At 58.1% G+C, this 13,732-nt stretch carries 15 protein-coding genes; 1 reads left to right on the forward strand and 14 read right to left on the reverse strand.

The annotated features are described in order from the left end of the window. Position 1: 1 nt before the first annotated feature. From B2Y33_RS02330 to rpmH, 14 genes are all read right to left on the reverse strand, one after another. Entirely contained in the window at positions 2 to 538 is a 537-nt protein-coding gene (locus B2Y33_RS02330; RefSeq protein ID WP_023532623.1) for a F0F1 ATP synthase subunit delta, read from the reverse strand. A gap of 12 nt (positions 539 to 550) precedes the next feature. Further along, positions 551 to 1,021, reverse strand: coding sequence for a F0F1 ATP synthase subunit B (locus B2Y33_RS02335; protein WP_011536505.1), 471 nt, complete (start codon positions 1,019 to 1,021; stop codon positions 551 to 553). Between the two features lie 57 nt (positions 1,022 to 1,078). Beyond that, on the reverse strand, positions 1,079 to 1,336 hold the full coding sequence (atpE, locus tag B2Y33_RS02340; protein ID WP_003097235.1) for a F0F1 ATP synthase subunit C: 258 nt from the start codon (positions 1,334 to 1,336) through the stop codon (positions 1,079 to 1,081). Positions 1,337 to 1,481: 145 nt separating this feature from the next. Further along, positions 1,482 to 2,351 carry a F0F1 ATP synthase subunit A gene (atpB, locus tag B2Y33_RS02345; RefSeq protein ID WP_023532311.1) on the reverse strand — a complete coding sequence of 290 codons (870 nt, stop codon included), beginning with the start codon at positions 2,349 to 2,351 and terminating at the stop codon, positions 1,482 to 1,484. 16 nt (positions 2,352 to 2,367) lie between these two features. Next, positions 2,368 to 2,775: a F0F1 ATP synthase subunit I gene (locus B2Y33_RS02350; RefSeq protein WP_023532288.1), complete on the reverse strand. Its 408-nt coding sequence runs from the start codon at positions 2,773 to 2,775 to the stop codon at positions 2,368 to 2,370. Between the two features lie 148 nt (positions 2,776 to 2,923). Then, positions 2,924 to 3,796, reverse strand: a complete 873-nt coding sequence (locus tag B2Y33_RS02355; protein WP_027913312.1) for a ParB/RepB/Spo0J family partition protein — start codon at positions 3,794 to 3,796, stop codon at positions 2,924 to 2,926. A 9-nt stretch (positions 3,797 to 3,805) separates the two neighbouring features. Then, positions 3,806 to 4,597, reverse strand: a complete 792-nt coding sequence (locus B2Y33_RS02360) for a ParA family protein (RefSeq protein WP_027913311.1) — start codon at positions 4,595 to 4,597, stop codon at positions 3,806 to 3,808. An 18-nt stretch (positions 4,598 to 4,615) separates the two neighbouring features. Next, positions 4,616 to 5,266: a 16S rRNA (guanine(527)-N(7))-methyltransferase RsmG gene (gene rsmG / locus B2Y33_RS02365; RefSeq protein WP_027913310.1), complete on the reverse strand. Its 651-nt coding sequence runs from the start codon at positions 5,264 to 5,266 to the stop codon at positions 4,616 to 4,618. Continuing rightward, the gene (gene mnmG, locus B2Y33_RS02370) at positions 5,263 to 7,155 is read right to left on the reverse strand and encodes a tRNA uridine-5-carboxymethylaminomethyl(34) synthesis enzyme MnmG (RefSeq protein ID WP_206405072.1); all 1,893 of its coding nucleotides are present in this window, start codon (positions 7,153 to 7,155) and stop codon (positions 5,263 to 5,265) included. The genes rsmG and mnmG overlap by 4 nt, the downstream gene beginning before the upstream one ends. A gap of 482 nt (positions 7,156 to 7,637) precedes the next feature. After that, entirely contained in the window at positions 7,638 to 9,008 is a 1,371-nt protein-coding gene (gene mnmE, locus B2Y33_RS02375) for a tRNA uridine-5-carboxymethylaminomethyl(34) synthesis GTPase MnmE (protein ID WP_028686810.1), read from the reverse strand. An 87-nt stretch (positions 9,009 to 9,095) separates the two neighbouring features. Further along, positions 9,096 to 10,784 (reverse strand): membrane protein insertase YidC, encoded by a 1,689-nt coding sequence (gene yidC, locus B2Y33_RS02380; protein ID WP_028686811.1) that lies wholly within the window; start codon positions 10,782 to 10,784, stop codon positions 9,096 to 9,098. A gap of 2 nt (positions 10,785 to 10,786) precedes the next feature. Beyond that, the gene (gene yidD, locus B2Y33_RS02385; RefSeq protein ID WP_078477749.1) at positions 10,787 to 11,032 is read right to left on the reverse strand and encodes a membrane protein insertion efficiency factor YidD; all 246 of its coding nucleotides are present in this window, start codon (positions 11,030 to 11,032) and stop codon (positions 10,787 to 10,789) included. After that, positions 11,025 to 11,429 carry a ribonuclease P protein component gene (rnpA, locus tag B2Y33_RS02390; RefSeq protein WP_027913306.1) on the reverse strand — a complete coding sequence of 135 codons (405 nt, stop codon included), beginning with the start codon at positions 11,427 to 11,429 and terminating at the stop codon, positions 11,025 to 11,027. The genes yidD and rnpA overlap by 8 nt, the downstream gene beginning before the upstream one ends. A 13-nt stretch (positions 11,430 to 11,442) precedes the next feature. Further along, the gene (rpmH, locus tag B2Y33_RS02395; RefSeq protein WP_003253163.1) at positions 11,443 to 11,577 is read right to left on the reverse strand and encodes a 50S ribosomal protein L34; all 135 of its coding nucleotides are present in this window, start codon (positions 11,575 to 11,577) and stop codon (positions 11,443 to 11,445) included. Between the two features lie 599 nt (positions 11,578 to 12,176). Between rpmH and dnaA the strand changes: the two genes are divergently transcribed. Further along, entirely contained in the window at positions 12,177 to 13,703 is a 1,527-nt protein-coding gene (dnaA, locus tag B2Y33_RS02400; protein WP_027913305.1) for a chromosomal replication initiator protein DnaA, read from the forward strand. Positions 13,704 to 13,732 lie beyond the last annotated feature (29 nt).

Raw genomic sequence — 13,732 nt, forward strand, 5'->3', positions numbered from 1 at the left:
CTCAAGATTTCAATGCTTCGGCCAGTTTCGCGATTTTGCCGCGAACAGAGCCATCGATTACCAGGTCGCCGGCGCGGATGACGACGCCGCCGATCAGGCTGGCATCCTCCGACGCGTGCAGGCGCACTTCCCGGCTGAGCCGTGCACTGAGAACCTTGGCGAGTTTGTCTTGCTGTTCTTGGTTCAACGCAAAAGCACTGGTGACTTCCACGTCCACGGATTTCTCTTGTTCTGCCTTGTACAGGTCGAACAGAGCGGCAATCTCCGGCAGAAGCAGGAGACGGTCGTTTTCCGCGGCAACATGAATGAAATTCTGTGCCGATGCATCGAACTTGTCACCGCAAACGTCAATGAATGCGGCGGCCTTTTCTGCGCTTGTCAGTCGCGGGGCCTTGAGCAGGCGCTGCATGGTGTCGTCTTCGGACACTGCAGCAGCCAGGCCGAGCATGGCTGACCAATTGGCCAGTTGCTGATGGGCCTGGGCATGCTCAAAGGCAGCCTTAGCGTAAGGTCGGGCCAACGTGGTCAGTTCTGCCATGATCGCCCTCGCTTAAATTTCAGCGGCCAGTTTGTTAACCAGCTCTGCATGCGCGTTTTGATCGATTGTGGCGCCAAGGATCTTTTCAGCACCGCCAACAGCCAGGGCACCCACTTGGGCACGCAGGGCGTCTTTGACGCTGTTCAGTTCCTGTTCGATCTCGGCCTGAGCCTGAGCCTTCACACGGTCAGCTTCGACACGAGCCTGTTCACGGGCTTCGTCTACAAGCTGAGCAGCGCGTTTCTTGCTTTGCTCAATGATTTCAGCTGCCTGTGCCTTTGCTTCACGCAGTTGCTGACCCACTTTTTCTTGGGCCAGCTCCAGGTCGCGAGCTGCGCGGTTGGCAGCGTCCAAGCCGTCTGCAATCTTCTTCTGACGCTCTTGCAGAGCAGTGATGACCGGAGGCCATACGTACTTCATGCAGAAGAGTACAAAAATCAGAAAAGCAACGGATTGGCCAATCAGGGTTGCATTAATGTTCACGCCAACACCTCGCTCGGTCTTTGTCCATCACACCAATCAACTCGTCGAAACGAGTGATTAGCCGGCGATTTGACCAACGAAGGGATTCGCGAAGGTGAAGAACAGAGCGATACCAACACCGATCATGGTGACGGCGTCGAGCAGACCGGCAACGATGAACATTTTGACCTGCAGCATCGGAACCATCTCAGGCTGACGAGCAGCGCCTTCCAGGAATTTGCCGCCCAGCAGGCCGAAACCAATGGCGGTACCCAGAGCACCCAGGCCGATCAGCAGAGCAACAGCGATAGCGGTCAGACCAACTACAGTTTCCATCTTTCCTCCCGACTTTTACGTCGTATTGGTTAGGTTTTTTAGTTTGAAGCGGTAAAACGAATCGTTTGGTACAGCATGCCCTTGCGGACTTTTTAAGCCCTCCCCCCAAACGAGCGGGGAAGGCTATCAGACACGCCAGGCGGTCTTAATGGTTATCTTCGTGAGCCATCGACAGGTAGACGATGGTAAGCATCATGAAGATGAAGGCTTGCAGGGTGATGATCAGGATGTGGAACACAGCCCACGCCCATTGCAGCACGATACCCAGGCCGCTGAGCCACAGGATGCCGGCGCCGAACATCACGGCAATCAGGATGAACACCAGTTCGCCGGCGTACATGTTGCCGAACAGACGCAGTGCCAGCGAGATCGGCTTGGCGATCAGGGTCACGAATTCCAGCAGGAAGTTGACCGGGATCAGCAGGATCTGCAGGAAGATGTTCTTGCTGCCGAACGGGTGCAGGGTCAGCTCACCGATGAAGCCACCCAGGCCCTTGACCTTGATGCTGTAGAAGATGATCAGCGCAAACACGCAGAAAGCCATGGCCAGGGTCGCGTTCGGGTCGGTGGTCGACACGGCGCGGAACGGAATGTGCGGATCACCCGAGATCAGGATGGCCAGCTGAGGAATCCAGTCGACCGGTACCAGGTCGATGGCGTTCATCAGGAATACCCAGACGAAGATGGTCAGCGCCAGCGGCGCGATCACCGGGCTACGGCCGTGGAAGGAGTCCTTCACGCTGCCGTTGACGAAGTCCACCAGCACTTCGACGAAGTTCTGCAGGCCGCTCGGTTGACCGGAAGTCGCCTTCTTGGCCGCCATGCGGAAGATGAACAGGAAGATCAGACCCAGTGCGACGGACCAACCCAGGGTATCCACGTGGAATGCCCAGAAGCCCATAGCCTTGGCTTCTGCAGCCGAATGGGCGAAGCCCCAGCTGCCGTCTGGTAGTTGACCGTAAGTCAGGTTCTGCAAGTGGTGCTGGATATAGCCCGAAGCGGTTTCTGCTGCCATGGTTGCCTCAAACGCCCTAAGGTCTCGAAAGTCTTTTATTCATCAGCAGGGGCGCGAACCAGCTGACCAAAAGGGTCAACACGAAGACGCCGAATACTGCCAGCGGCGCCAGTGGCTTCACTCCTGCGAAGGTCAGTGCGAAGAGCACTGCCGTCAAAATCATCTTGCCTGCCTCGCCAGCGTAGAACGACTTGACGATGGCCTGCGCCGCCCGAGCTCCGCTAAAGCGAAAAGCCTTCCAGGCGAAATAAACATTGGGCAGCCAGGCAATCAGGCCTCCGCAGAGCCCTGAATATCCGCTGACCGTCCCAGCCAACTGCCACAACACCAAGGTTGCCAGCAGCAGCACGACGAATTGCGTCAGCAATACCGGAAAAACCGCCCAGCGATGGAAAGGCAACCGGTTTGGCGTGCGGATTTCCATCACAACTGCTCCCCGTGAATCGGCCCGCCAGTCAGCGATGACTTGGCATAATTTGTGCCGACAAAATGCGCGCAGAGTATAGGGGTGGATTAACCCCTATTCAACTATTCGTAGTGATTTCCGATTGCGCGCTACAACAGGAATTGTTTCAGCGAATGTGTGCGAGTACGCCCTGCAACTCATCGAGCGAGTTGTAGCGAATGACCAGTTGGCCCTTGCCTTTAGTGCCGTGGCGAATCTGTACAGCCGAGCCCAAACGCTCTGCAAGCCGCTGTTCCAGGCGTGCAATGTCCGGATCAGGTTTGCCGGGTTCTACCGGATCAGGCTTGTCGCTCAGCCACTGGCGCACCAGTGCCTCGGTCTGACGTACGGTCAGCCCACGTGCGACAACATGACGCGCCCCTTCCTCCTGGCGATTCTCCTCCAGGCCTAGCAAAGCCCGTGCGTGACCCATTTCCAGGTCTCCATGGGCGAGCATGGTCTTGATCGCCTCCGGCAACGTGATCAACCGCAACAGGTTGGCCACGGTCACCCGTGACTTGCCTACCGCATCGGCCACTTGCTGCTGGGTCAGCTCGAACTCCTGCTGCAACCGCTGCAAGGCCAGCGCCTCTTCCAGAGGGTTCAAGTCCTCGCGCTGGATGTTCTCGATAAGGGCCATGGCAATGGCCGCTTCGTCAGGGACCTCGCGGACCATGGCCGGAATGGTGTCCAGCCCAGCTTGCTGAGTCGCGCGCCAGCGCCGCTCACCGGCGATGATCTCATAGCGCTCATCGCCAACCGGCCGCACCACGATCGGTTGCATCACGCCATGGCTGCGGATCGAGTGTGCCAGTTCTTCGAGCGCCTGCGGGTCCATGTCGCGACGCGGCTGGTACTTGCCCCGTTGAATCAGCTCGACGGGCAGGTGCTGAAGCTCCTTCAGGTCGATCTTTACAGCCTGCTCTTCGAGCGCGCTCACGGTTGGACCGCTGAGCAGCGCATCCAACCCACGTCCGAGACCCCGTTTCTTGACGGCCATGCGGATTCCTTAAGTTGCTTGTGCAGTGCGGGACTGGCGGCGTTGACGACGGACCAATTCTCCCGCCAGGGCGAGGTAGGCCTGTGCGCCGCGCGATTGCTTGTCGTAGGCCAATGCCGGCATACCGAAGCTGGGTGCTTCGGCCAGGCGGATGTTTCGAGGAATGACGGTGTCGTACAACTGCGAACCGAAGTGCTCCTTGAGCTGCGCCGATACATCGTTGTTCAGGCTCAGCCGCGGATCATACATGGTTCGCAGCAACCCCTCGATCTTGAGCGCGGGGTTCAACTTGGCGGCAATGCGCTTGATGTTGTCCACAAGGTCGCTCAGCCCTTCCAGCGCGTAGTACTCGCACTGCATGGGAATGATCACGCCATCGGAAGCCACCAGGGCATTGAGCGTCAGCATCGACAGTGAAGGCGGGCAGTCGATGAGGATGAAATCGTAATTGTCGCGAATGGGCGCCAGCGCATTGCGCAGGCGGCTTTCCTTGACCTGCATCTCCAGCAGCACCACTTCGGCAGCGGTCAGGTCCCGGTTGGCCGGCAACAGCTGGAACCCGCCATGCTCGGAAAAGTGCATGGCCTGGGCCAGGTCACACTCTCCGATAAGCAGGTCGTACACAGAGTGCTCGAGCTCGTGCTTGTCCACGCCGCTGCCCATGGTGGCATTGCCCTGCGGATCGAGGTCGATCAGCAGCACACGGCGCTTGGTCGCCACCAGCGAGGCAGCGAGATTGATACAGGTGGTGGTCTTGCCCACACCACCTTTCTGGTTCGCGATTGCGAATACCTTAGCCATTGATGCGTCTGTTCCCAATCAAGCCTTGCGGCGCAGTATCAGCAGATGACGTTGGCCCTGGCAACCCGGAACGGTCAGGGCCTGCTCGCTTTCCACTGTGAAGTCTGCGGGCAATGCTACCAGTTCATCGGCAGGATGCAGCCCCTTCATTGCAAGCCACTGCGTCCCGGTGTCGCCCAGGTGGCGGGTCCAGTTGGTGAAATTCTCCATGCTGCTGAAAGCGCGGGAGATGATGCCGTCGAACGGCTGGGCCGGCGTGTACCCCTCGACCCTGCTGTGGATAACCGTGAGGTTGTCCAGCTTGAGTTCCATTTTCACCTGGGTCAGAAAGCGCGTCTTCTTGCCGTTGGCATCCAGCACGGTGATTCGTTTTTCGGGATGCAGGATAGCCATGGGCACACCGGGCATGCCTCCGCCGCTGCCAACATCCAGCCAGTTGCTGCGCTCGCTGTGGATAAACGGCATCACGCTGAGGCTGTCGAGCAGGTGACGCGAAACCATTTCGTCCGGATCCCGGACGGCGGTGAGGTTGTAGGCCTTGTTCCATTTGATCAACAGGGCCAGGTAGCCCAGCAGTTTTTCATGGTGTTCAAGGCTCAGGGGCACCCCCAACTGGCGGGCACCTGTGGACAACTCTTCGGCATGTTGCGAGGTAACCAGGGAACTCAAACGCTTTGCTCCAGCTCGCGGCCTGCGCCGCGTTTCTTCAGGTGAATGAGCAACAGGGAAATGGCCGCCGGCGTAACGCCCGGAATGCGCGAGGCCTGCCCCAGGGTTTCGGGACGGGTCTGGCTGAGTTTCCCCTGAATTTCCTTGGACAGCCCCGAAATCGTGGCGTACTCGATATCCACAGGCAGGCGCGTGTCCTCGCTGGCTCGCAGGCGGGCAATTTCGTCCTGCTGACGGTCGATGTAGCCCGCATATTTGGTACGAATCTCGACCTGCTCGGCAACCTGTGGGTCGATCGACTCGCCGCCGGTAGCCGCCATAAGCCCTGCGTAGTCGATTTCAGGCCGCGCCAACAGGTTCAGCAGGCTGTACTCGTGGCTCAGTGGCGTACCGAACTTGTCCACAACGGCTTGGCCTAGTTCGGTGTTGGGTCTTATCCAGGTCGATTTCAGCCGCTGCTCTTCTTTTTCGATTCCGTCGCGCTTGGTGCAGAAGGCGGCCCAGCGCTCGTCGTCGATCAACCCCAGCGCTCGCCCTTTTTCAGTCAGACGCAGGTCAGCGTTGTCCTCGCGCAGGATCAACCGGTATTCGGCACGGGATGTGAACATCCGATACGGTTCTTGAGTACCCAAGGTGATCAGGTCATCGACCAGCACGCCGATATAGGCTTCATCGCGCCGCGGGCACCAGGTCTCGCGCCCCTGGGCGCGCAGTGCGGCGTTGGTCCCGGCCAACAGGCCTTGCGCACCGGCTTCTTCGTAACCGGTGGTGCCGTTGATCTGGCCAGCGAAGAAAAGCCCACCAATGACTTTGGTTTCAAGGCTGTACTTCAGGTCACGCGGATCGAAGTAGTCATATTCGATGGCATAGCCTGGGCGCACGATATGCGCGTTTTCCATGCCGCGGATCGAGCGCACCAACTCCAGCTGCACATCGAAGGGCAGCGACGTGGAGATGCCGTTGGGGTAGAGCTCATGGGTGGTCAGGCCTTCAGGCTCGATGAATACCTGATGGCTTTCCTTGTCCGCAAAGCGGTGGATCTTGTCTTCGATCGACGGGCAGTAACGTGGCCCTACCCCTTCGATGACGCCCGAGTACATGGGCGAGCGGTCAAGGTTCGAAGCGATGATGTCATGTGTGCGGGCGTTGGTGTGAGTGATGTAGCAGCTCACCTGGCGCGGATGCATGCCGGCATTGCCCATGAACGACATCACCGGGATGGGCGTGTCGCCGGGCTGCTCGGTCATGACCGAGAAATCAACGGAGCGACCGTCGATGCGAGGCGGCGTACCTGTCTTCAGACGGCCAACGCGTAGCGGCAATTCACGCATGCGATGCGCCAACGCGATGGAAGGCGGATCACCTGCGCGTCCACCCGAGTGGTTCTGCATGCCGATATGGATCAAACCGCCCAGGAAGGTGCCGGTGGTGAGCACGACAGAGTTTGCAAAGAACCGCAGCCCCATCTGGGTGACCACGCCTTTGACTTCATCCTGTTCAACGATCAGGTCGTCACACGATTGCTGAAATATCCACAGGTTGGGCTGGTTTTCCAACATCTCACGCACCACCGCCTTGTAGATGGCGCGGTCAGCCTGCGCACGCGTGGCGCGAACGGCTGGGCCTTTGCGGTTGTTCAACACGCGAAACTGAATACCACTCTTGTCGGTGGCCAGCGCCATGGCGCCGCCCAAGGCATCGATTTCCTTGACCAGATGGCTCTTGCCGATGCCACCAATGGCAGGGTTGCAACTCATGTGCCCGAGGGTTTCCACGTTGTGGGTCAGCAGCAGGGTTTTCACACCCATGCGTGCAGACGCAAGCGCAGCCTCGGTACCGGCATGGCCGCCGCCGATGACGATCACTTCAAAACGGGAAGGGAAATCCACCACGCACCTCGTGCCTGTTGTGCAAATAGAAAAGGTAAGCCGACAAGTATAGGGACATCACCCCCCTCAATGAAACCGTCTGAGCAAATTTTGATCAGGCTGTGGATGAATGGCATACAACAGAAATCAAGAAGAGAGATTTATAAAAGCTTTGTTTTTATGTTTATTCTTATGCACAGTACTATCTGTGGATAACGCTCTGAAGGCCATGTATCACGTGCTGTACAGAGATCCTGAACCCTGTGGCTTACCCCCTCTGAGCGCTTGGGATAACGAGGAATAGCCTGTGGATTAAAGTGATGGTTACCCACAGGGCCATTTATCCTCAAGAAAAAGTGCCGCTTATCAACGGAGCTTAGCGAGGGTTTTCCACAGGGCTTAGCGGGTGCCGTTCTTAGGCTATGCCTTGCTGGAGGCTTTGTTCGGGCCAAAAAAAACCGCCTCAAAGAGGCGGTTGGCTGATGTGGGACCTGGCTTGTCTGTTACTTGCCGATGCAAAAACTCGAGAAAATCCGTCCCAACAAGTCATCGGAACTGAAGGCTCCGGTGATTTCCCCAAGCACCTGTTGTGCCTGCCGCAGGTCCTCTGCCAGTAACTCACCTGCACCGGCAAGGGTCAGCTGCGCACGGCCATGCTCCAGGTGCTCACTGGCCTGGCGCAAGGCATCCAGATGCCGTCTACGGGCGCTGAAACCACTTTCGGCGGTCTGTTCATAGCCCATGCAGGCCTTGAGATGGTCGCGCAACAGCTGCAGCCCTCCCCCCTCTCCTTTGGCGCTCAGCGTGATGGTGGCTTGTCCATCTTCGCCCTGGTGCAGCGCGACAGGCTCCCCGCTCAGATCCGCTTTGTTGCGTATGAGGGTTACCCGTGCCGGATCCGGGCGCTGGTCCAGAAACTCGGGCCACAGGGAGAAGGGATCGCCGGCTTCAGGGGCCGTGGAGTCCACAACCAGCAATATCCGGTCTGCCTCACTTATCGCTCGTAGCGCGCGCTCCACACCGATCTTTTCCACATGATCATCTGTCGAACGTAGCCCGGCTGTGTCCACCACGTGAAGCGGCATACCGTCGATGTGGATATGTTCGCGCAGGGTATCCCGGGTCGTGCCGGCGATATCCGTCACGATCGCCGCTTCACGTCCCGCCAGCTGGTTGAGCAGGCTCGACTTGCCTGCATTGGGCCGCCCAGCGATGACCACTGTCATGCCATCGCGCAGCAATGCACCTTGGCCTGCCTCACGCAGTACTGTGGATAAATGATCCCTTACGGCATCGAGCATCGACAGCACATGGCCATCGGCTAGAAAGTCGATTTCCTCCTCGGGAAAATCAATGGCGGCCTCAACGTAGATGCGCAGCGCGATCAACGCTTCGGTAAGGCTGTGGACATGTCTTGAGAATTCGCCCTGCAGCGATCGCAGTGCGTTTCGCGCTGCCTGGCTGGAGCTGGCTTCGATCAAGTCGGCGATGGCCTCAGCTTGAGCCAGGTCGAGCTTGTCATTGAGAAATGCCCGCTCGCTGAACTCACCCGGCCTGGCCAGGCGACAACCCAGTTGTACACAGCGCTGTAGCAGCATATCCAGAACGACGGGGCCGCCATGGCCTTGCAGCTCGAGTACATCTTCACCGGTGAATGAGTGGGGCCCCGGAAAGAACAGCGCGATACCTTCATCCAGTACCACCCCCTCCTCGTCTCGGAACGGCCCGTAATGAGCATGACGCGGTTGCAGGCTGCGACCGGTTATCCACTGGCCCGCCTTGGCAGCCAGTGGCCCTGACAACCTTACGATGCCTACACCGCCGCGGCCTTGGGCAGTAGCGATGGCGGCAATGGTTTCACGCACAGTATTCATGCTGGGGAAGCCTCTACGACAAAAACGACAGATAGCAAAAACGCCCCACGAAGGGGCGTTTTATTCACAAGCTAGCGTAGCAGCCCGTCAGGCAGCCGCTTTCTTGTTGGCAGCCTCGATGCTGCGTGTGATGTACCACTGCTGCGTGATGGACAGGCAGTTGTTCACAACCCAGTACAGCACCAGACCTGCTGGGAACCACAGGAAGAAGAAGGTGAAGATGATCGGCATCATTTTCATCACCTTGGCCTGCATCGGATCCGGCGGGGTCGGGTTCAGGCGCTGCTGGATGAACATGGTGGCGCCCATGATGATCGGCAGGATGAAGAACGGATCCTTGATAGACAGGTCGGTAATCCACAGCATCCAAGGTGCCTGACGCATCTCGACGCTTTCCAGCAGTACCCAGTAAAGGGCCAGGAATACTGGCATCTGAACCAGGATCGGCAAGCAACCGCCCAGTGGGTTGATCTTCTCTTTCTTGTACAGCTCCATCATCGCCTGGGACATCTTCTGGCGATCATCGCCGAAGCGTTCCTTGAGCGCTGCGAGCTTGGGCGAGACCGCACGCATACGTGCCATGGAACGGTAGCTGGCAGCGGACAGCGGGAAGAACAGGCCCTTGATGAGCATGGTCAGCACGATGATCGACCAGCCCCAGTTACCCAGCAGGCTGTGGATATGTTGCAGAAGCCAGAAGATCGGCTGGGCGATGAACCACAAGAAGCCGTAGTCGACGGTCAGTTCCAGGCCTGGGGACAACTCCTTGAGCTTGGACTGGATCTTGGGACCGGCATACAGCATGGCGCTGGTTTCAGCCTTGCCCCCAGCAGGCACGCTGATAGCCGGGCCGGTGTAGCCGATGATGTAATTACCCTGGCTGTCCTTGCGGGTTTGCACCACGTTGTTGTCGGACTTGGCCGGGATCCATGCGGTCACGAAGTAGTGCTGAAGCCATGCTACCCAGCCGCCGGACACATTTTCTTTCAAACTACCTTTGTCGATGTCCTTCATCGAGACCTTTTTGTAAGGCTCCGAAGGTGTCCACAAGGCCGCACCCAAGTAGGTCGCGGTACCCGTGGCAGTGCTCGACGATGGATCGGAACTGGCATCGCGCTTGAGCTGGGCGAACATGTTGCCGCTCCAAGCCTGGCTGCTCTGGTTGTCGATCAGGTAGCTGACGTTCAGGTCATATTCGCCGCGCTTGAAGCTGAAGCGCTTGATGTAGTTGACCCCGTTGTCGCTGAACTTCAGGTCCACCACCAACTGGTCCTGACCATCGGCCAACTGATAACGCTTCTGATCGGCAGCGTAGAGGGGGCGACCGGTCGAGCGGGCATCTGGACCGTTGGCACCAGTCAAGCCGCTTTGCGCGAGATAGACGCGCTCCCCACCGTTGTCGAACAGTTGGAACGGAATGTCCGGATGGTCCTGACGGCGTGGATACTGCGGCAGGTTCAACTGGACGACGTCACCACCTACCGGATCGATAGCCAGGTCCAGCACATCGGTCTTGACCCGGATCAGGTCCTTGCTGACAGCCACGGGTGCCTGATCGGCGGTGTGGGTTTCAGCAGTGGCGCTTGGCACATCGGCGCTGGCACCCGCACCGGAATCACCGGCAGGTACGCCATCGGGCAAACCAGGGTTGGTCGTGCTGGCAGCAGTATTCTGAGTCGGCAGGGCAGCCTGGCCGTAGTCCTGGTTCCATTTAAGGACCATGACGTAGGACACGATTGCCAGGGCGACGATCAGGATCGTGCGTTTAATATCCATGATTACTCGGCTATCGAAGAAGTTCGGGAGGAAGGAGCGGGTGGAACGGGGTCGAAACCGCCGTCGTTCCACGGATGACAACGCCCCAGGCGACGAACGGCTAGCCATCCACCACGCCAGAGGCCGTGGTTTTCGATGGCTTCGTAGGCGTAACAAGAGCAACTGGGGTAGAAACGGCAGTGGCTGGCCATCAGAGGACTAATGGCATAACGGTAAAACTGGATCGGAACGAGTGCCAGTTTACGCATCTTGGCTGCTTACCCCTGCGCGATCGGCGGAGACTGCTGGTGCCGGTCGGCTACGCGCCAGGCGCTTCCAGAGTTTGCCGAAGTGTTGGTGCAATTCCGGGTTTTCTATCTCACCCAATCCCTTGCGCGCGACGATCACGATATCCAATCCGGCAAGTGAATGCTGGTTCAGACGAAAGGAATCGCGCATCAAGCGCTTGAGGCGGTTGCGTTGAACGGCGAGCTTGACGCTTTTCTTGCCAATCACCAGGCCAAGGCGCGGGTGATCCAGACCGTTCTCGCGAGCAAGGATCAGCAGGTTTTTCCCTGGAACCTTGCCGGTTGGGGAGTCGAAGACCGCTTTGAAATGCCGGGGTGTAAGCAGTCGCTTTTCCCGACTGAAGTCCTGACTCACCACCTGTGCCGAAAAATCAAATGGCCAGACGCTTACGGCCTTTGGCACGACGACGCGACAGAACAGCGCGGCCGTTCTTAGTAGCCATACGGGCACGGAAACCGTGAGTGCGCGCGCGCTTGATGGTGCTTGGTTGGAAAGTACGTTTCATGGCGTGTTACCTGGGTTTGTCGACGACGGGCCGGGATGGCCCCCTTTTAAGAGACCGGCGATTCTAGAGAAAGCAAGCCCATAGGTCAATTTCCAACCAACCTTTCCTTTAGGTGTGGGATGAACGGGCGTAAGGATTGGCTAGCGGCACTGACACCTCCATGAGGCTGGGCAGCACACAACATGCTCAACATGAAAAATAAGAAAGACATATAAAAAGCTTCTCTAAAGATCTTAATACTCTTAAGTGGATAACTTTCTGTGGATAACGTGCTGAAGGCCTCATAGCCAGGGCTTCGCAGCATTTTTAAACCTTGTTCGGAAGCCGTGCTGCGACTGTTCTAGAGCTGAATTTAAGCTGTGCATAAAAGGGCTATTTATACACAGGCAGGTTATACACAGGCCAATTCACTGGGTTGTGCATAGCCCTCATGGCTAGTTATCCACATGGTTTATGCACAGCGTATAAGTGGTGTTTCGGTCATTGAATGACAGTTCTGCCATACATGCCGGCGTGTCCGCATGTGGATAACTGAGCGCGTGCCCGGTACAATGGCCGTTTGTTTCAGCCTTCGTGGCTTTCAAGCTCAGGGGATATCCGTGTCAGTGGAACTTTGGCAGCAGTGCGTGGAGCTTCTGCGCGATGAACTGCCTGCCCAGCAATTCAACACCTGGATCCGTCCGTTACAGGTCGAAGCCGAAGGCGACGAGTTGCGCGTCTATGCGCCTAACCGTTTCGTTCTCGATTGGGTCAATGAAAAGTACCTGGGGCGTTTGCTTGAGCTTTTGGGAGAAAAAGGCACGGGCATCGCCCCTGCGTTGTCGCTGCTGATCGGCAGCCGGCGCAGCTCTGCCCCCCGTGCGGCACCTAATGCCCCAGTGAGCGCGGCTGTGGCAGCCTCTCTGGTGCAAACGACGCCCAAGGCCCCCTCCATCACGCCGTCCGAGCCCGCTCCAGTGGCCTCGTCCGACCCCGCGCCTGCAAACGCCAACGACGTGGCCGAGCCTTCTTCGAGGGATAGCTTCGATGCCATGGCCGAACCTGCTCAGGCCCCCGCGGGTAGGACAGAGCAGCGGACGGTGCAGGTGGAAGGTGCTCTCAAGCACACCAGCTACCTGAACCGCACGTTCACGTTCGACACATTTGTAGAAGGCAAGTCGAACCAGCTGGCCCGTGCCGCCGCCTGGCAGGTTGCCGACAACCCCAAGCATGGTTATAACCCCCTGTTTCTCTATGGCGGTGTGGGCTTGGGTAAAACCCACCTTATGCATGCCGTGGGTAACCACCTGCTTAGAAAGAACCCGAATGCCAAGGTGGTGTACCTGCATTCCGAGCGCTTCGTCGCCGATATGGTCAAGGCACTTCAGCTCAATGCAATCAACGAGTTCAAGCGCTTCTACCGTTCGGTCGATGCGCTGCTCATCGATGACATTCAGTTCTTTGCGCGCAAGGAGCGTTCACAGGAAGAGTTTTTCCACACCTTCAACGCACTGCTCGAAGGTGGCCAGCAGGTGATCCTCACCTCCGATCGATATCCCAAGGAAATCGAAGGGCTCGAGGAACGTTTGAAATCGCGCTTTGGCTGGGGCCTCACGGTTGCCGTGGAGCCGCCGGAACTGGAAACGCGCGTCGCGATCCTGATGAAGAAGGCCGATCAGGCCAAGGTGGAACTGCCGCACGATGCGGCCTTCTTCATCGCTCAGCGTATTCGGTCGAACGTGCGTGAGCTGGAGGGCGCCCTGAAGCGCGTGATCGCCCATTCGCACTTCATGGGGCGCGACATCACTATCGAGTTGATCCGCGAATCCCTGAAGGACCTTCTGGCACTGCAAGACAAGCTGGTGAGTGTGGATAACATCCAGCGTACGGTGGCCGAGTACTACAAGATCAAGATCTCCGATCTGTTGTCCAAACGCCGGTCCCGTTCGGTAGCTCGTCCACGTCAGGTGGCGATGGCGCTCTCCAAGGAGCTGACCAACCACAGCTTGCCAGAAATCGGCGACATGTTTGGTGGGCGCGACCACACGACCGTGCTGCATGCCTGCCGAAAGATCAATGAACTGAAAGAATCCGACGCGGATATCCGCGAGGACTACAAGAACCTGCTGCGCACGCTGACGACCTGAGGGCCGTCAGCGCAGCCATATGAAGGCAA

The sequence above is a fragment of the Pseudomonas sp. UBA5666 genome (assembly GCF_002420785.1).
GTDB classification, from domain to species: Bacteria; Pseudomonadota; Gammaproteobacteria; order Pseudomonadales; family Pseudomonadaceae; genus Aquipseudomonas; species Aquipseudomonas fulva.